At 58.4% G+C, this 17,539-nt stretch carries 12 protein-coding genes; 9 read left to right on the top strand and 3 right to left on the bottom strand.

What is annotated here, in order from left to right; all coding sequences use genetic code 11:
• Positions 1-10: 10 nt before the first annotated feature.
• The 8 genes from HMPREF3130_RS03245 to ftsY all read left to right on the top strand — a co-directional run bounded on the left by HMPREF3130_RS03245 (position 11) and on the right by ftsY (position 10,720).
• A complete protein-coding gene (locus HMPREF3130_RS03245) occupies positions 11-571 on the top strand; it encodes a YceD family protein (RefSeq protein WP_048735478.1) in 561 nt (186 codons plus the stop codon).
• Between the two features lie 42 nt (positions 572-613).
• Positions 614-1,342: a ribonuclease III gene (gene rnc, locus HMPREF3130_RS03240; protein ID WP_049189534.1), complete on the top strand. Its 729-nt coding sequence runs from the start codon at positions 614-616 to the stop codon at positions 1,340-1,342.
• Positions 1,342-2,205 (top strand): bifunctional DNA-formamidopyrimidine glycosylase/DNA-(apurinic or apyrimidinic site) lyase, encoded by an 864-nt coding sequence (gene mutM / locus HMPREF3130_RS03235; protein WP_049189533.1) that lies wholly within the window; start codon positions 1,342-1,344, stop codon positions 2,203-2,205. The genes rnc and mutM overlap by 1 nt, the downstream gene beginning before the upstream one ends.
• 18 nt (positions 2,206-2,223) lie before the next feature.
• Positions 2,224-3,684: an alanine/glycine:cation symporter family protein gene (locus HMPREF3130_RS03230; protein WP_049171612.1), complete on the top strand. Its 1,461-nt coding sequence runs from the start codon at positions 2,224-2,226 to the stop codon at positions 3,682-3,684.
• Positions 3,674-3,955: an acylphosphatase gene (locus tag HMPREF3130_RS03225; protein ID WP_049171546.1), complete on the top strand. Its 282-nt coding sequence runs from the start codon at positions 3,674-3,676 to the stop codon at positions 3,953-3,955. The genes HMPREF3130_RS03230 and HMPREF3130_RS03225 overlap by 11 nt, the downstream gene beginning before the upstream one ends.
• A gap of 255 nt (positions 3,956-4,210) precedes the next feature.
• Positions 4,211-5,530 carry an ammonium transporter gene (locus HMPREF3130_RS03220; RefSeq protein WP_070429305.1) on the top strand — a complete coding sequence of 440 codons (1,320 nt, stop codon included), beginning with the start codon at positions 4,211-4,213 and terminating at the stop codon, positions 5,528-5,530.
• Positions 5,531-5,618: 88 nt separating this feature from the next.
• Complete coding sequence (gene smc / locus HMPREF3130_RS03215) at positions 5,619-9,113, top strand: chromosome segregation protein SMC (protein WP_049171541.1); 3,495 nt, start codon at positions 5,619-5,621, stop codon at positions 9,111-9,113.
• A gap of 47 nt (positions 9,114-9,160) precedes the next feature.
• Positions 9,161-10,720, top strand: coding sequence for a signal recognition particle-docking protein FtsY (gene ftsY, locus HMPREF3130_RS03210; protein WP_049171536.1), 1,560 nt, complete (start codon positions 9,161-9,163; stop codon positions 10,718-10,720).
• Positions 10,721-10,887: 167 nt separating this feature from the next.
• Here the strand turns inward: ftsY and HMPREF3130_RS03205 are convergent, their stop codons facing one another.
• Together HMPREF3130_RS03205 and HMPREF3130_RS11415 are read right to left on the bottom strand one after the other, a co-directional pair.
• On the bottom strand, positions 10,888-11,637 hold the full coding sequence (locus tag HMPREF3130_RS03205) for an intestinal mucin (RefSeq protein WP_070429304.1): 750 nt from the start codon (positions 11,635-11,637) through the stop codon (positions 10,888-10,890).
• A 480-nt stretch (positions 11,638-12,117) separates the two neighbouring features.
• The gene (locus HMPREF3130_RS11415) at positions 12,118-13,068 is read right to left on the bottom strand and encodes a hypothetical protein (protein ID WP_070429303.1); all 951 of its coding nucleotides are present in this window, start codon (positions 13,066-13,068) and stop codon (positions 12,118-12,120) included.
• Between the two features lie 605 nt (positions 13,069-13,673).
• On the opposite strand from HMPREF3130_RS11415, the gene ffh reads away from it, so the two are divergent.
• A complete protein-coding gene (ffh, locus tag HMPREF3130_RS03195; protein ID WP_049189530.1) occupies positions 13,674-15,287 on the top strand; it encodes a signal recognition particle protein in 1,614 nt (537 codons plus the stop codon).
• Between the two features lie 16 nt (positions 15,288-15,303).
• Here ffh and HMPREF3130_RS03190 read toward each other — a convergent pair whose 3' ends face one another.
• Positions 15,304-17,454 carry an acyltransferase family protein gene (locus HMPREF3130_RS03190; RefSeq protein ID WP_049189529.1) on the bottom strand — a complete coding sequence of 717 codons (2,151 nt, stop codon included), beginning with the start codon at positions 17,452-17,454 and terminating at the stop codon, positions 15,304-15,306.
• Positions 17,455-17,539 lie beyond the last annotated feature (85 nt).

Genomic DNA, 17,539 nt, shown 5'->3' with positions numbered 1-17,539 from the left:
GAGGTCTATCATGACTGACTCATCCCCATTTGTTCTGGACGTTTCGACATGTCTGCAGGGCGGCATGCCCGAGCAGTTCCGCAAGGTAGGCGATAGCCCCGTCCGCGTTGGTGTCGAGATGATTGGCATCGCCGCTGGCGAGGAGGTTGTCGTTGACGGCATTGTCACGAACCTCGGCAGTGGTGTCATGGTTGACGCGACTGTGACTGCCAAGGCCACCGGCGAGTGTGTCCGCTGCCTAGCCCCGCTGAATCCGGAGCTCAGCTTCCACATTTCGGCTGTCTTTTCCAACAACGAGGACTTCATCACAGGCGACGATGCCGAGGAAGAAGACCTTGAGGACGAAGTTGGCCAGATCGTCGACAATACGGTGGATATCACTCAAGCCGTCATCGATGAGGCGGGCTTGAATCTGCCCTTCAATCCGACCTGTCTGGATTTCGATTCCAGCTGTGCTGAGTCGGACTCAGAAGTGCCGGAGCCAGACGGCATCTCGGGTGAAGAGGAGCGCATTGATCCGCGTTGGGCTGGCCTGGCGGAAAAGTTTGGCTCGCTCGGCGACGAGAAGTAATCGACGACGACTTAGACGAAGACTTTAAAGGAGATATAACGGATGAGCCGCAAGCGTCGGCTAACCGGTGAGGCGGCTAGAAAGGCGGCTTTCGAGGCCGTCGATCACGCCCCGCTGCTGGAAAAACTCGGTGTTGAGCTATCAGAGGAGTCCCTGAAGCTCGCTTTGACCCACCGCAGTTTCGCGAATGAAAATGGCATGCTGACCAATAACGAGCGGCTAGAGTTCCTGGGCGACGCCGTGCTGGGCATGTGCGTTGCTGAAGAACTCTACCGTCGCTTCCCGGACCGCGCTGAGCAGGATATTTCCAAGATGCGCGCAGGTGTCGTGAACATGTACGCGCTGGCTGACCTGGCCCGCAGTATCGGATTGGGGGAGCACATTCTCCTCGGTCGCGGTGAGAAGGCCACCGGTGGTGCGGATAAGCACTCAATTCTCGCTGACACCACCGAGGCGCTGCTGGGTGCCATTTACCTGCAGCATGGCTTTGAGGTTGCCCGCGAGACCGTTCTTCGCCTGTTTAACCAGATGATTGACGATGCCCCGACGGAGTCTCGCGGTCGTGACTGGAAGACGCTGTTGCAGGAGCGCCTGGCAGCCAAGCAACTACCGGCTGCTGAGTACACCGTGCGCACCACCGGCCCCGACCATGACCTAACTTTCTACGTTGACGTGCTGGTTGACGGCGTGGTTAAGGGCAGCGGTACCGGCGCCACGAAGAAGGAAGCCGAGATGCACGCCGCGCATCAGGCGCATACTGCACTGGCATAATGCCCGAGCTTCCTGAAGTCGAGTCCGTACGCCGCGGTCTCGACGCTTACGTCGTCGGTGGCCGCATCGAGGACACTTTCGTCTACAACGCTCGTGCCGTGCGGCGCCAACCCGGTGGTGCCGCAGAGTTTATCGGTCGCACGCGCGGGCGCACGGTTATCGCTACGGATCGCCGCGGCAAGTTCATGTGGCTCACGCTTGACGACGACTCCGCAATTGCCATCCACCTGGGTATGAGCGGCCAATTGCGTGTGGAAGCTCCGTACACGCCCGATACGCTGCCCGGACGCCACACCAGGGCCGCATTTGACATAGCCCTGCCGGACGGCGCTCGGCACCTTATCAACTTCAACGATCAGCGCACCTTTGGTTGGGTCTGGGCCTGTGAAATGGTCGAATCCCACGGTCGCTTTGTTCCGGAACCCGCAGCCAAGATCGCGCCCGATCTATTGGAGCCAACTGTCGATGTGGTTGCACTTGCACACCGCATGATGAAGTCGCGTTCGCCGATTAAGGCCGTATTGCTCAACCAGAACATTGTGTCGGGTATCGGTAACATCTATGCCGACGAAATGCTTTGGGCAGCGAAGGTCGATGGGCGCGTGCCGGCGTGTGACCTTTCGGTCCGTCGTTTAGCGAAACTTTTGCGCGAGGGGCAAGCGGTACTTCAGCGGGCGCTAGCGGCGGGTGGCACGAGCTTCGATGCGTTATATGTGCATGTCAACGGCGAAAGTGGCTATTTCGAGCGGAGCTTGAACGCCTATGGCCAAGCGGGGGAGCCGTGCTCGAGGTGTGGGCGCGCAATTGTCCGTCTGCCATTTGGGAATAGATCGAGTTATCTGTGTCCCACCTGTCAGCGCTAGAATTTCCTTATGAGCTTCATGGAACAAGCGACCGATTGGGTCAACGCCTGGAATGACAAGTACTGGCTGTTCATGATTCTGCTACTCAGCGGTGCAGGCCTGTACTTCTGCTGGCGGACCATTGTGGTGCAGCTCCGGTACATCCCGGAGATGTTCAAGGCAATTACCGAAAAGCCGTCTGACATCTCCGAGGGGGTCAAGGGCATCTCGGCCTTTAAGGCCTTCACAATCTCTGCTGCCTCGCGTGTCGGTACCGGTAACGTCGCAGGTGTGGCGGTGGCAATCACTACGGGTGGGCCAGGTGCCGTGTTTTGGATGTGGCTGCTCGCTGCGATTGGCGGTGCTACCAGCTTCGTGGAGTCGACGCTGGCGCAGCTGTACAAGGTGCGGGATAAGGACTCTTACCGAGGAGGGCCCGCGTACTACATCACCAAGGGGCTGGGAGAGAACTGGCGCTGGATGGCGTCGCTCTTCGTCATCGCTATCACGGTGACCTACGGTTTTGTGTTCAATGCGGTGCAGTCCAACTCAATCACGGCGGCTGTGGCTGAGTCGACTGGTCAGGGAACGCCGATCTTTAAATTCTGCGTCGGCATTGTGCTGGCAATCTTGGCCGGCGTCATCATCTTCGGTGGTGTGCAGCGCATTTCGGCGGTGACGCAAATTGTCGTACCGATCATGGCCGTGGCCTACATCATCCTCGGTCTGATTGTGCTGGCTCTCAATATCACTGAAGTGCCGGGCATGATCAAGCTCATCTTCGAGCACGCCTTCGGTATCCGTGAGATCGCTGGTGCCGCTGTCGGTACCGCCATGATGCAGGGTATTCGCCGTGGTCTGTTCTCCAACGAGGCCGGTATGGGTTCCACACCAAATGCGGCGGCTACGGCGTCGGTGTCGCACCCGGTCAAACAGGGCCTCATCCAGACGATGGGCGTCTACTTCGACACCTGGGTCGTCTGTACTATCACCGCAGTTATCATCCTGTTGTCCGATCCGACCTTCGGCGGCGATGCGGAGGGCACCGCGTTAACTCAGGCTGCGCTGTCGGCGCAGGTGGGTACGTGGGCCATCCACGCGGTCACGGTTATCATCTTCTTCCTCGCGTTCTCCTCGCTGGTGGGTAACTACTACTACGCCGAGGCGAATATCCCGTTCCTGTCAAAGAGCAAGGCTGTCCTGAACACCGTGCGTGTCCTGGTCATCCTGTGCGTGATTGGCGGAGCTGTCGGTTCCGTGCCGCTCGTCTGGTCGCTTGCAGATACTTTCTCCGCACTCATGGCCACCATCAATATCATCGCCATTCTGCCGCTGGGCGGCGTAGCTGTCGCCCTACTAAAGAATTACTCCGAGCAGAAGTCCAAGGGGCTTAATCCGGTATTCCACCGCGATGATCTGCCTAACGTCCGCGGCCACGACAAGATTGAGTGCTGGGACGGTTCCGACCCGATGACAGTGCGTGAGTCCGATGTTGCTTAACGACGTCCGCCTCACCGCGTGGGTACACGGTCGTGTTCAAGGTGTTGGTTTTCGCTGGTACACCCGCGCGACGGCTCTGGAGTTGGGGTTGGTTGGTTACGCCCAGAACTACCCGGATGGTCGGGTGTTAGTTGTTGCTGAAGGGCCACGGGCAGACTGTGAGAGTTTGCTCGCTTGGCTTGAGGGGCCGAATACTCCGGGCGATGTGACGGCAGTGGTGCCGTTATGGCAGGAACCGAAGGGTGCATTGAGCACGTTTGACCGTCGTTAAGCGGGTGCCAACTGCCTTCCTCCCCCCCATGTCGGTGTAGGAATCCGAAAAATTCGAATACGTTCTATCCCTCGCTCTATGTCATTGTTTTTGCGCAGTTGGCGGGGGATTTTTCGTGTCTTGAGGTAGTCGATTGGTGCGTTGTAGGGGTCTCAGAGCGCTAAAAACCTACGCAACCGGGAAAAAGAATACGTAAATACGAAAGGCGAGTGGATTAAGTTAATAACTACCTACTGACAGGCAGGGGAGGCACATATGACGCCTGAAGAAGTAATTGCACAGTCTGGAAACTCAGCGTGGATGCTGATTTCGGCTTCGTTGGTTTTGCTGATGACACCGGCGCTCGCGCTGTTCTATGGCGGCATGTCGCGACAGAAGTCGGTGCTCAACATGATGATGATGATGAGCTTTGGTGCTGTCGGCGTTGTCGGTGCCATTTACGTGCTGTGGGGCTGGTCGATGTCCTACGGATCGCAGTCGATCGGTGGTGTTTTTGCCAACCCATTCGAGTTCTTCGGTCTGCGTAACTCAATCACGGATGGCGACGGCAACTACATTGCGAGTGCGAACGGTTGCCCAAACATCATCGACATTGGGTTCCAGCTCACGTTCTGCTCGATTTCTGTAGCGCTGATCTCTGGGGCGCTGGCCGAACGCGTGAAGTTCTCCACCTGGTTGATTTTCGTCGGCTTCTGGACGACGCTGGTGTACTTCCCAATGGCCTTCATGGTCTGGGGCGGTGGCCTGCTGAGCCACTCGGCAGAGGGGCTGTCGGCAAAGCTGTTCGGTACCGCTGACGGTGAAGCATTGATCGCTCCAATTGACTTCGCTGGCGGTACGGTTGTGCACATTGCTGCTGGTACTGCCGCTTTGGTGCTGGCGATTATCGTCGGTAAGCGCAAGTCCATCGATGGCAGCCAGCATCGCCCGCACAATCTGCCACTCGTCATGCTGGGTGCTGCACTGCTGTGGTTCGGCTGGTTCGGCTTCAACGGCGGTTCGGCATTTGCGGCCGACGGTGTCGCTGGTCTGGCATGGCTGAATACGACGGTGGCAGCGTGCGTGGGGATGCTCGGCTGGATTTCACTCGAGCGTATTCGTGATGGGCATCCCACCTCGCTGGGCGCCGCTTCGGGTGTCATCGCAGGGCTTGTGACTATTACTCCGGCCGCAGGAGATATGAACCCAGTGACCTCAATCATTCTGGGCTATATCGGCGGTGCGCTGGGTTGCTGGGGAGTGGGCTTGAAGTACAAATTCAACTTCGATGACACCCTGGATGTGGTTGGTCTGCATCTGGTTGCAGCTATGTGGGGAACGATTGGTGTTGGCCTGCTGGCTAATGATCGCGGACTGCTTACCGGCGGTGGCATCGACGGCCTGAAGTTGTTTGCCATCCAGGTCATTATTGCTGTCGTCGCAGCGGTGTTCTCAGGCGTGCTGACGTACATCATTGCCCGAGTCCTGAAGGCAACCGTCGGTTGGCGTATCCACGGCGAGCAGGAGCATTCTGGTATCGACGTCGCTCAGCACGGTGAGTCGGCCTACGCGTCAACTAAGCAGGCAGTGGTGTAAACAACGCTGTGTAAACAATCTTGTGTAACAGGGTGCGTGCTTGGGGTAATTCAGCTCCAAACCGTAACTACGGGTAAGATATTGCCCCATGTATTTGAAATCGCTGACTCTGAAGGGCTTTAAATCCTTCGCTTCGGCGACGACGATGAAATTCGAGCCCGGCATCTGCGCAGTTGTCGGCCCGAATGGATCTGGTAAGTCGAATGTCGTCGATGCCCTCGCGTGGGTTATGGGTGAGCATTCCGCCAAGACCCTCCGTGGCGGCAAAATGGAAGATGTCATCTTCGCGGGAACCTCCGGGCGAAAGCCTTTGGGGCGCGCGGAGGTCACTCTTACCATCGACAATTCCGATGGGGCACTTCCCATTCAATATAAGGAAGTCTCTGTCACGCGTCGCATGTACCGCGACGGCGCAAGTGAGTACGAAATCAACGGTTCTCGCGTCCGCCTCATGGATGTCCAAGAGCTCCTCAGCGACACCGGCATTGGCCGCGAGATGCACATCATCGTCGGCCAGGGTCGGCTTTCGCAGATTCTGGAATCGCGGCCAGAGGAGCGTCGTGCGTTTATCGAAGAAGCCGCAGGCGTGCTCAAACACCGCCGTCGCAAGGAAAAGGCGCAGCGCAAGCTGCAGTCGATGCAGGCCAATCTCGACCGTCTGCAGGATCTGACAGGTGAGCTTTCCCGTCAGCTCAAACCGCTGAAGCGTCAGGCTGAGGCCGCCTCTCGCGCCCAGACTGTGCAGGCAGACCTGCGCGACGCCAAGTTGCGTTTGGCTGCCGCGGACTTCGTGGATTTGCAGGACAGCCTCAATGACATTGCTGGTCAAGCCAAGCTCATTGAGGAAAAGGTGGAGGCCGCCACGGAGCGAGCCGAGATTGCCGCTGAGCGCACTGCAGAACTCGAAGCCGAACTGGAGGACATCACTCCAGCTGCCGATGCTGCCCGAGATTTGTGGTTTCGTCTCTCCGCACTCGGTGAGCGTATCCAAGCGACGGCCCGCATCGCCGCCGATCGCGCGGCCGACCACTCCGTCGCTCCGTGGGTAGGCCCAGACCCGGACTTCCTGGAGCAGAGGGCCGACGACGCCGCCACCGAAGAAGCCACGCTCGCTGAGGCTGAGGCAGAGGCCCGCGAAAAACTGGAGGAAATCCGCGAAACGCTCTTCGACGCCGAGGAGACTTTCCGTGAAGCCGAAGCGGAGCACCTCGCGGCCGTTCGCGCAATCGCCGACCGTCGCGAAGGCGTGGTTCGTCTCATTTCCGCAGAAGAATCTCTGCGCACCCGCTTGGAAGCCGCCGAAGCCGAAGCTGCACGCCTTGCCGAGCAAACCAATGAGGCCGACGAACGCCGTGCCGATGCCACCGAAGCCGTGGAAAACGCCGCGCAGGAACTAGCCGAGGCCGAATTCGAAGGTCCCGAGCTGCAGAGTGCTTATGAACAGGCCAACCGAGAAGCAGAGCTGGCCTCTACACGGTTGAAAGAACTCCGCGCTGACGAGCGCGACCTCGAACGCAGTGTCTCAGGTCTGTCCGCCCGCATCGAAGCTCTGGAGACCGCCCGCACCGCCGCTGCCAACGACGGCACCGCGTGGCTACGTGAAAAACACGAACTCGGCGTTCTCTCTGAAGTCATCGATGTCGACGCTGGCTGGGAAAAAGCGCTCACTGCCGCCCTCGGCGCGGCCGCCGAAGCACTGGTCAGCGAGGGCAGTGGAGATTCGCTTATCGACGAGCTTGTGGCCACGGGCAAGGGCAGTGCCGTTGTTATCAATTCTGCGGATGCATCCGACTCTTGGCGCTTGGACATCACTCTGCCCGCACAGGCATCCTGGCTGCTCGATCATGTGACAGTGCCCGCGGAGCTTTCGGGTTCGTTGACCTCTCTGCTCGTTGACGTCGTGGCCTGCGACGACGAGCACGTCGCCCGTGAGCTGGTGACCCAGGATACTCGACTGCGCGTTGTTGACCGCGATGGTGTGCTGCGTGGCTCTGGTTGGGTAGCTGGCGGTGCTGGTGGCACTGCATCAGGTGTGGAAATCGCCGCCGACATTGCTAAGACTCGCGAAGAACTAGCAGAAGCACAGGTGCGTTTGAGTGACCTCGGTGGTGTGCTCTCCGGTGCACAGGCCGAAGAAGAGGACCGCCGCACGGACGCGGCGGCCGCCCGTGCTGCGCTGCGTGAACACCAGAGTCGTATGAAGGTCCTCACGGATGCCCGAACTCGGGCCACAGCGCAGCTGTCCGGCGTGGTGCATGATGCCGAACGCGCTGAGCAGCGCGGAGCCGAAGCCGCGGACCGAGTAACGAAGCTCCAGAAGGAGTTGGCGGTGGTCGCAGACCGCTTAGCTCGCGTTGACCGTGACCCCGAGGAGGGGGAACCGTCGACAAGCGAACGTGACCGTGCCTCGGAGGCGCTGACGGCTGTGCGCGCCATGGAAACAGAGGCGCGTCTGTCGCTGCGTACGGCAGAGGAGCGACTGTCGAGTGTACGAGGCAAGGCCGAGCGGCTCCGTCGCCAGGCTGCATCGGAGCGCGTAGCGAAGGCCCGCCATGAGCAGGCGCAGATGGCGAAGGTTGCCCAGCGCGAATTGGCAGAAGTTGTCGCGGAGCTGGCTGAGGATTTGCATGCGAAGGTCAACGTGTCGTTGGCGCGGGCAGAGGCCGATCGCGACGATGCCGAGGCGCAGAAGAAGACAGTGTCGCAGGCACTATCAGCGGCCCGGACGGAGGCAAATGCGGCGCAACGTGAGCTGGCACAGCTAACGGATTCCGCGCACCAGGGCGACATCGCCCGTGCGCAGGCGCAGGTCCGCGTGACCGAGGCTGCAGAGCGCATCGTCGACCAGTTGGGGCTGTCTGTCGATGACCTGCTCGCGGACTTTGCTCCTGATGAGAACTTCGACCGCGCAGCCGTGACGAAGCAGCTCAAACAGGCGGAGAAGGATCTGCGTGTGCTCGGCCGCGTCAACCCGTTGGCGCTGGAGGAGTATAAGGCGATGGAGGAGCGCTACTCTTTCCTATCCACGCAGCTCGATGATGTCCTCAAGGCCCGCCAGGACCTCACCGATGTTGTCGAGGAAGTCGATGCCACGATCCTGCAGCTCTTCACAGACGCGTGGAACGATGTCGAGGCAGAATTCCCCGCAGTCTTTCAAACGCTTTTCCCGGGCGGCGACGGACGACTGGTTCTCACCGAGCCGGACAACCTGCTCACGACAGGTATCGAGGTTGAAGCCCGCCCGCCGGGCAAAAAGGTTAAGCGGCTGTCGTTGCTCTCCGGCGGCGAGAAGTCGCTGACGGCGCTGGCAATGCTCGTCGCTATTTTCCGCGCGCGCCCGAGTCCCTTTTACGTACTCGACGAGGTGGAAGCCGCGCTTGACGACGTTAACCTGCGTCGCCTTATTGCGCTGCTCGAGGAACTCCGCGCGACCAGTCAGCTGATTGTCATTACGCACCAGAAGCCAACAATGGACGTTGCGAATGTGCTCTACGGCGTGACCATGCGGGGCGATGGTGTGACTCGAGTAATCTCGCAGCGAATGTCACCGGCATCCGCAACTCCGTCGACAGGAGCGGAGTAAGCGCGGAGTAAGTGAGGAAGAGTCGTTGATACTGCATAATGAGAGTTATGACTCCAACTCAGTGGATACTCCTTGTCGTCGCGATTGTCGTTATTATCGCGCTGCTCTTTGTTGTGGGCTATGTCCGCAGGAAGAACCAGCGCATTTCCTTTGCGAAGGAAGATACTAAGGAACTCACCCAGCAGGAGAAGTCTGGAAATTACCAGGCCACTAGTGGTTTTAACTTCGCTCCGGCCGGTGGTGGGACTGATACCCGCGAGAAGCAGCCGGTTGAAAAACCGATGCCGAAACCGGCGGAAAAGCCGATTGAAAAGCAGGCCCCGGAGCCAGAGGAAAAGCAGGCTGATATACCTGCCGATCAGCCGGACGGTTCACTGCTGAAACCAGAAGGTCGACTGGTTATTCCGGATAACCCCACCGAAATGGAGGGGGATTATGACCGCGTAATGCGGGAAATCCCAATCGATTTGCCAACGGCCGGGGAAGAGGAATCAGAGCCCGAGCCGGAACCACAACCAGAGCCCGAAGCAGAGCCTGAGGTAGAGGTAGTTCCTGCTCCTGAACCGGAGCTGGAGCCGGAGCCGACTCCCGAACCAGAACCGACGCCAGAGCCGGAGCCGGAAGCTGCGCCGGAGCCGACGCCAGAGCCAGAAGCAGAACAGCAGATTGACTCCATCGACCCGGCTGAGGGACGTCTGGGCCGCCTGCGCGGTCGTCTGTCACGGTCGCAGAATGCAATTGGCCAGTCTGTGCTCGGCATCTTGGGCGCGGGTGACCTTGATGAGGACGCGTGGGAAGAGGTTGAAGACATCCTGGTTATGGCTGACCTCGGTGCGGCTGCGACGCAGCGTGTCGTCGATAAGCTGCGCGAGCGTATTGCCAGCCAGAAGGTGAGCACGGAAGAGCAAGTGCGCGCCCTGCTGCGTGAGGTGTTGATTGAGGAGTGCAAGCCTGAGATGGACCGCTCCATCCGCGCACTTCCGCACGAGGGCAAGCCCGCAGTGATTCTGGTAGTCGGTGTCAACGGCACAGGTAAGACCACGACGACGGGCAAGCTGGCTCGTGTACTGGTCGCCGGTGGCCACCGTGTTGTTCTCGGCGCAGCGGATACCTTCCGTGCTGCTGCAGCCGACCAGCTGGAGACCTGGGGGCGACGCGTTGGCGCGGAGACCGTTCGCGGCGCTGAAGGCGCCGATCCTGCTTCTATTGCATTTGAGGCAGTTGCTCACGGTATCGAGTCCGGCGCTGATGTGGTGCTCATCGACACCGCCGGCCGCCTGCACACCAAGGTCGGTCTGATGGACCAACTGGACAAGATTAAGCGCGTGGTGGAGAAGAAGGCTCAGGTTGACGAAGTCATCCTGGTTTTGGACGCGACGGTTGGCCAAAATGGTCTACTGCAAGCTCGTACGTTCCGGGATGTAGTAGACATCACCGGCGTTGCCCTGACCAAGCTGGACGGTACCGCGAAGGGCGGCATTGTATTCCAGGTGCAAAACGAGCTCGGTGTGCCGGTGAAGTTGGTTGGCCTTGGTGAAGGTGCTGACCACCTGGCGCCGTTTGAGCCGGAGAGCTTCGTAGACGCACTGCTCGGCGGCCGCAAATAGTAACTAACATCGATGAGTGAATTTTCCATCGATTGGTGAGTACAGCGTCGCCCGTTGCCCCCGGCAAAAATAAAGGCCTCGGAGCCACCGCGTAGATTTCTGTAGAGGATACGCGGGGCTCCGGGGCCTTTAATGTTGAGGTGCTAGGAATCTAGCGGAGAGTTGTGCTAGGAATCCTTAGAATTCTTGCGTGCGAGGCGGGTAGCTGCCACGCCACCGACCAAGAGTGCAAGAGCGGCACCGCCGAGGGCAGTCGCCTGAACACCAGTGACTGCTAGCCTAGTGTTCTTGGTCCCGGTTTGCTTACCGTCATTCTTAGGGGTGTCGGGCTTGTCGCCTGGATTTTCCTCCCCAGGATTCTCGTCCTCCCCGGGCTGTTCGTCACCTGGGTTTTCATCGTCGCCCGGAGCGTCATCGCCTGGGTTCTCATCGTCGCCCGGAGTTTCGTCATCGGAGGTCGGACAGTAGCCGTAGACTCCGGTTGCCGGGTCGATCTTGCTCATATCACGCGGGGAACCGTCGGGGCACGTTGCGGTGTCATCAACTCCCGGCGGAATTCCGTCATTTTCTGGGGCATCTTCATCAGGCTCCGGAGTTGGGCCGGAATCATCTGAAGTGCCACAAGCACCGTAAGCCCCGGTTGCCGGGTCAATCTTACTCATGTCACGCGGGGAACCGTCGGGACAGGTCTGGGTGTCCTCAACGCCCGGTGGAATGCCATCGTTCGATGAACCTCCTGGATCCGGATTTGCAGCGTCATCTACACACTGGAAAGTACCGCCAACATTTTCAAAATGTTGACCGGCGGGGCATTCCGACGGGGCGGGGTCAGGAATCTGTGCGGTGGCGGCGCCAACGCCGATGAGCATGCCGGCTGAAGCGGCAGCGGCCACCATGGTCGAAGAGAGCTTCTTCATTTGGAAACCTCACAATGTCTATAGGAAAGCCCTGCAATCAAAGGACTTAAGGGGGAACACTGTTCACACTTTTGATTCTAATAACTAATTACAGTCTTTGGTGGTATGGGTTTGGGAAGGGGGGGGGGTAAAGAGAAATTGTTGACTTGTCCAAACCCCAGTAAGGGGAAGTGGGAACTTATATTTACAACGCTGAGTGTGTACACCCGTTGTGGGTAGGGCGTTTATAGAACCAGTCACTGTCGACTCGGTAGGGGGCTTTTCTGTCTTCGCTAGCGAAGCGTGGTACCTGATTGTGTCGGGTGGTGAAAGGTGGATGGGGCGTAGAGGTTCGGTAAAAAATCGGTGCCTGTGAGGTTTTATGCTTCGGGCTATAGGAGCTATGACTTTTCGGAGGTATGGCGCACAAAAATGCTCCCGATGCTAAATAGGCATCAGGAGCATTTTATGTTTCGTTACCGGGGTAGAACCCCAAGCTTCTTAGCGGTTCTTGCGGGCGATGCGGGTAGCGGCGACACCGCCGACAAGGAGAACCAGAGCGGCTCCGCCCAGGGTGGTGGCGTCAACGCCGGTGGCTGCCAGGCCAGTGCTCTGAGTCGAAGAAGCCTTCTTGGACTCCGAGGTATTCTGCTCAGACTTCTTGGAGTCCGAAACCTTCTTTACATTCTCGGAAGAGGTCGTCTTCTTGGACTCGGAAGCCTTCTTCTCGGCCTTTTCCTTGGCCTTCTTCTCTTCCTTCGTGCACTTGTTTTCGTTCTTGCACTCAGCAGAGATCTTGATGTCAACGTTTACCTTGACATCCTTGCCGTCCTTGCCCGGCGTACCGTCCTTGCCTGGCTTACCGTCCTTGCTATCCTTGCCCGGCTTACCGTCCTTGCCTGGCTTACCGTCCTTACCGTCCTTGCCGTCCTTGCCCGGCTTACCGTCCTTGCCGTCCTTGCCTGGCTTCTCGGTGTCCGGCTTGTCCGTGCCTGGCTTGTCAGTGTCCGGCTTCGCCTCGTCCTTGACGCAGACACCGAAGACATTCGGGTTGCCTGGAACTGGCTTGCTCATGTCGAAGTGCTCGCCCTCCGGGCACTGCTTATCAGAAATGCCTGGGTTTCCGGGGTCGCCCGGCTGGGACTCATTGTCGCCCGGTGTTTCGGGCTTAGGAGCTTCCTGGTCCGCGACGCACTGGAAGGTTCCGCCGACGTTCTCAAAGTGCTGGCCGTCTGGGCACTTGTCCGGCATTGGGGCCGGAATTCCGTCAGTGGAATCCTGCTCAGGCTGGTCTGCGACGCACTGGAAAGTGCCTCCGACGTTCTCAAAGTGCTGGCCGGCGGGGCACTCGGTCGGCATTGAGTCCGGAATCTGTGCAGTAGCGGTGCCTGCGCTTGCAATCATGCTGGCGGAGAAGGCAGCGGCGGCGATAGCCGTGGTGAACTTCTTCATGAAAACCTCTCAAGGAGTCAAACGGTCAGAGACCAATGAATATGATTTCGCCGTTCATCCCTCATCGTGCACGGCGGAAAATAAAACCAGGCCAACTGCGGTTAACTAGGTTCATGATTAACCATAAACTGGTTGATATATGAACGGTATTGGAGGTAGTTATAGGAATAACATCAGGTGCGCAGTGGCGTGCTTTGACCTGCTGCAATGCCGCCGGTTTGCTATTTGGCTTACACCATTCCGGGGGAGGTTCTTACTAAGGGTGGCCTTAGCAAAAGCTAGCCACTGGCGTTATCTTTCTGTTACCTAGCTGGTGGTAACTGGGTTGGATAAACGTTCTTTATGCAGTAGGGCATTCATATCTGGAGGCTCGTTTAATTGTCACGTTAAAATAACGAACAGTAATCTAACGTCCTTGAGTACAAAAGAGCTTCATCCTATTGCTATTTCTTACTTCCTATTGGTTACACCCGAATCGGGGCATTTAGGGTGGGTGGGCTGCAATCGTTGTCGATAGGCGAAGCTGTAGATATGTGCCAAATGGAGTATCCAGCGGGTACGGTAGAACAGTTAAGAAAAAACAAGGCAAAAGGGGAGCTGGAAACTTGTTTGAGTCTCTTTCCGATCGTTTGACGGGTGCCCTGCGGGGGCTGGGCGGGAAGGGCCGCCTGACTGAGGCGGATATTAACGCCACCGCCCGCGAGATTCGGCTGGCTCTTCTGGAAGCCGATGTCTCCCTCGAGGTTGTCCGTACCTTCATCAAGCGCATCAAGGAACGCGCTAACGAAATTATTGGCAGCCAGACTGTCAACCCGGCAAACCAGATTATTGAGGTCGTCAATGAGGAACTGATTAACATCCTCGGTGGCGAGACTCGACGGCTGAATATGTCGAAGCAGCCACCAACGGTTATCATGCTGGCCGGTCTGCAGGGCGCTGGTAAGACCACCTTGGCCGGTAAATTGGCCAGGTACCTCACGGATCAGGGGCACACCCCGGTCCTCGTCGCCTGTGACCTGCAGCGTCCGGGCGCGGTGCAGCAGCTGGAAATTGTCGCTGAGCGTGCAGGCGTGCCGTGCTTCGCACCGTTCCCGGGCACCAGCCTCGATTCCACCCATGAAATGGGCACCAGCGAGGACAATCCAGTTGACGCCGCGTTCCGTGGCCTCGCTTATGCTCGCCAGCATCGCCACGATGTGGTGATTATCGATACCGCAGGTCGCCTGGGTATCGATGAGGTTCTGATGAAGCAGGCCCGCGACATTCGCGATGCCATCAACCCGCATGAAGTTCTGTTTGTCATCGACTCCATGATTGGTCAGGACGCGGTAGAGACCGCCAAGGCCTTCCGAGACGGCGTTGACTTCACCGGCGTTGTACTGACCAAGCTCGATGGCGACGCGCGCGGTGGCGCTGCACTGTCTATCCGTGAGGTCACCGGTAAGCCGATTCTGTTCGCCTCCACGGGCGAGAAGTTGGAGGACTTTGACGTCTTCCACCCAGACCGTATGGCCAGCCGCATCCTGGGGATGGGTGACCTAAAGACGTTGGTTGAGGTCGCTTCCAAGGAAATCGATCATGAGCAGGCTGCCAAGTCCGCCCAGAAGATTGGTTCCGGCGAACTGACTCTTGAGGACTTCCTCGAGCAGATGATGATGGTCCGCAAGATGGGCCCAATCGGCAACATCCTCAAGATGCTCCCCGGCGGCGCGGAAATGTCCAAGGCCGCCGAGATGGTCGACGAAAAGCAGCTTGACCGCATCGAGGCGATTATCCGCGGTATGACTCCGGAAGAGCGCGAGAATCCGAAGATTCTGAATGCTTCACGACGTCGTCGTATCGCCAACGGTTCCGGTGTGTCCGTTTCAGAGGTTAACCAGCTCATCGAGCGTTTCAATGAGGCGCGGAAGATGATGGCGCAGATGGCCGGCCGATTTGGTATGGGCGGTGGTCGCCCATCGAACCGCAAGGCCAAGCGTGGTCGAAAGGGCAAGGGCAAGAATAAGCGCAAGGGCGCTAACCGTGGTCCAACGCCGCCGAAGGCAATGCGCGGTGGCGGAATGCCCGGTATGCCTGGAATGCCAGGTATGCAGGGCATACCGGGTATGCCTAGCATGGCTGAACTGCAGAAGCTGCAGAAGCAGATGGGTAATCAGCTGCCAGAAGGTATGGAGGACTTTGACCTCAACAATCTCGACTTCGGACAGGGCAAGAAGTAGCGGGGACTAGAAGTAGCTAGTCCCGCAGAGCCTTCTGAATCTGGCGGTCCATTTCAGGACTGAAAGTGGCCGCTAGTTCATCGGTGATGTGATTGCTGTCGCGGTAGACGTAGATATTGCCAATAACTTTACGGCAGGTGGTCGGACCGCAGAAGATGTCGGAGAAATCTAGACTGTGCCCGTTGGGGAAGTTCGCAAGAATCTCCTCAGCGGGATTTTCTGCATTTAGGGCAGTTTTGCGGTGGATAGTGCAGTCTTCTTCCGCTTCTTCGCATACGCTGGGGGAGAATTGGTCCAAGTCCTCCCGTAGCGCCCATGGGTTATCGCGGATGGCGAAGAAATCAATTCCGCGTTCTTGTAGAGCAGCGAAAAACGAAACGTAACCATCCGGTGTGTAGTCGCCGGGCTGCGGTGGGTCCGCCTGGAACAGGGGTCTGGTTGAAGTGGTGAAAACCATCTCTGGCTGAATCTCGTCAATTTTCTGCAGAGCCTCGAAAGTCCAGGCCACGCAGATATCGCCGACTCCGTGGATCGGTTCTAAGGTCGCTGGACAGCCTTGTCGGAGAAGAACCACCACTCGGTACCCGTTGTTTTTGCCGTAGGCATCAATCGGGGCAAACCAATGTTCCATGTGCGAGCCGCCGACGATGACAATCGAGTCACTAGCATCTGGATCACCGTAGACACACGGCTGGGTCTCATCGCGCCAACGGCGATTCGGCGGGAAGTATCCGACGTCCTCACCGCCTGTCGCAAGGCAGCCATCGAGGGCAGGTTCCGGCCAAAGGTCCGTGATGAAATCGGTATTCGGCTTTGTGGCTGCCTTGGGGACCTCGTACCCGTCGGTAAGCGCGAGTGCACCTGGATAGACCTCTGGATCTAGGCTGGTGGCGGAGGCGCGATCGACGCGCACCTGTTGCACGTTGACAAGGCTGGACATGCCGACCAACGCAATGACGACAACAGTGCCGACTGCCGCTAGACGACGAGCCGGGCGACGATGCTTCATTGCGTGGATTGCATCGCCGACGACGGGCTGAGTCCGGGTCGGTCGGCGAGTCGATTGAGCCAGCGGCAGCTCGACATACTTGTTGGTGAGTTTGGCCAAAATAAAGGAAACGACGATCACTGCGGTGCCAAGCTTCAGCCCCGGAGTATCGCGGTTGAGGTAGTTTATGGCCAGGATGAGAAGAGGCCAGTGCCACAGGTAGAGCGCGTAGGCGCTCTGGCCTACTTCGCGCATTGGGCGGCTGGCCAGGAACTTGGAGATCCAGCCCGCCTCAGGGCCGGCGATAATAATCAGCGCAGCACCACCGAGGGGCCATAGGGTCCAAGGGCCTGGGAACTGTGCGGCGCCGTCGAAGATGAAACCGGTGGAGACTACCAGTGCGAGGCCGATGCTGGCTAACAGCACTCGAAGTGGCTTGGGCATGGGGATGGATCCCCGGACAAGAATCAGTCCGAGTAGTGCGCCGAGGCAGAGTTCCCAGAGGCGGCTGACAGTGGAGTAGTAGTTCCACCCCTGGTTCTCGGAGTGCATATAGAAGGCATAGGCAATCGAGCCGAGAGTGATAACTGCCAGCAACGGAGTGAGGATTCGGCGGAGTTTACCGCCGGTAGCGTCGGTGCGCTTCGCCTCCACCGGTGAGGTAACCGCGCCGACAATCTGGGGTGAGCGCGTCATCCAGGCGAGTAGGGAGATGAGCAAAATGGAGCCGAGATAAAACTGGCCCTGTACCGACATTGACCACAGGTGCTGCAGTGGGGAGGTTTCGCTCTCTGCGGCTGCGTAGTCCGAGCCCTGGAGTGCCAGTTCATAATTTTGGTAGTAGAGCAGGCTGGCGCGGAGTTGCTGGGCAATGTCGATCGTGCGAAGCGATGGAATGAAGTAAATGACAAACAGGGTTGTCGCAAAGAGGACCAGCACTAGTGTCGGGATTAGGCGACGCAGCGTGCGCCAGATGCTCCACCATGGATTGATGGACTGCCGGGGATTGATGGCATTGCGGTACTGCGCGCCGAAGAAGAAAAACCCGGAGAGCAAGAGGAATACGTCCACACCACCGGAAACGCGGCCGACGTAAACATGGAAAAGGACTACGAGGGCAATCGAAATGCCCCGTAGTCCGTCCAAGTCATACCTATATTGGGTGCCGGTGGTTTTCATAGAATGTTACGTTACCGCACTGTCAACGACGTTCAGCTTTAGTGGGTATGCAGCGTTTCGAGTGCGCAGTTTTGTTAATTTCCAA

Source organism: Corynebacterium sp. HMSC14B06, from assembly GCF_001807075.1.
Taxonomy (GTDB): domain Bacteria; phylum Actinomycetota; class Actinomycetes; order Mycobacteriales; family Mycobacteriaceae; genus Corynebacterium; species Corynebacterium jeikeium_D.
Note: the sequence above shows the minus strand (reverse complement) of the source record. Positions and strands in the feature narration are given on the sequence as shown.

Bases quoted from the DNA above. Each gene is read 5' to 3' on its own strand.
- HMPREF3130_RS11415 (WP_070429303.1), bottom strand. From the start codon at position 13,068: ATGAAGAAGTTCACCACGGCTATCGCCGCCGCTGCCTTCTCCGCCAGC.
- ftsY (WP_049171536.1), top strand. From the start codon at position 9,161: ATGACTCCAACTCAGTGGATACTCCTTGTCGTCGCGATTGTCGTTATT.
- HMPREF3130_RS03205 (WP_070429304.1), bottom strand. From the start codon at position 11,637: ATGAAGAAGCTCTCTTCGACCATGGTGGCCGCTGCCGCTTCAGCCGGC.
- HMPREF3130_RS03225 (WP_049171546.1), top strand. From the start codon at position 3,674: ATGTTGCTTAACGACGTCCGCCTCACCGCGTGGGTACACGGTCGTGTT.
- HMPREF3130_RS03230 (WP_049171612.1), top strand. From the start codon at position 2,224: ATGGAACAAGCGACCGATTGGGTCAACGCCTGGAATGACAAGTACTGG.
- rnc (WP_049189534.1), top strand. From the start codon at position 614: ATGAGCCGCAAGCGTCGGCTAACCGGTGAGGCGGCTAGAAAGGCGGCT.
- HMPREF3130_RS03245 (WP_048735478.1), top strand. From the start codon at position 11: ATGACTGACTCATCCCCATTTGTTCTGGACGTTTCGACATGTCTGCAG.
- mutM (WP_049189533.1), top strand. From the start codon at position 1,342: ATGCCCGAGCTTCCTGAAGTCGAGTCCGTACGCCGCGGTCTCGACGCT.
- HMPREF3130_RS03190 (WP_049189529.1), bottom strand. From the start codon at position 17,454: ATGAAAACCACCGGCACCCAATATAGGTATGACTTGGACGGACTACGG.
- HMPREF3130_RS03220 (WP_070429305.1), top strand. From the start codon at position 4,211: ATGACGCCTGAAGAAGTAATTGCACAGTCTGGAAACTCAGCGTGGATG.
- smc (WP_049171541.1), top strand. From the start codon at position 5,619: ATGTATTTGAAATCGCTGACTCTGAAGGGCTTTAAATCCTTCGCTTCG.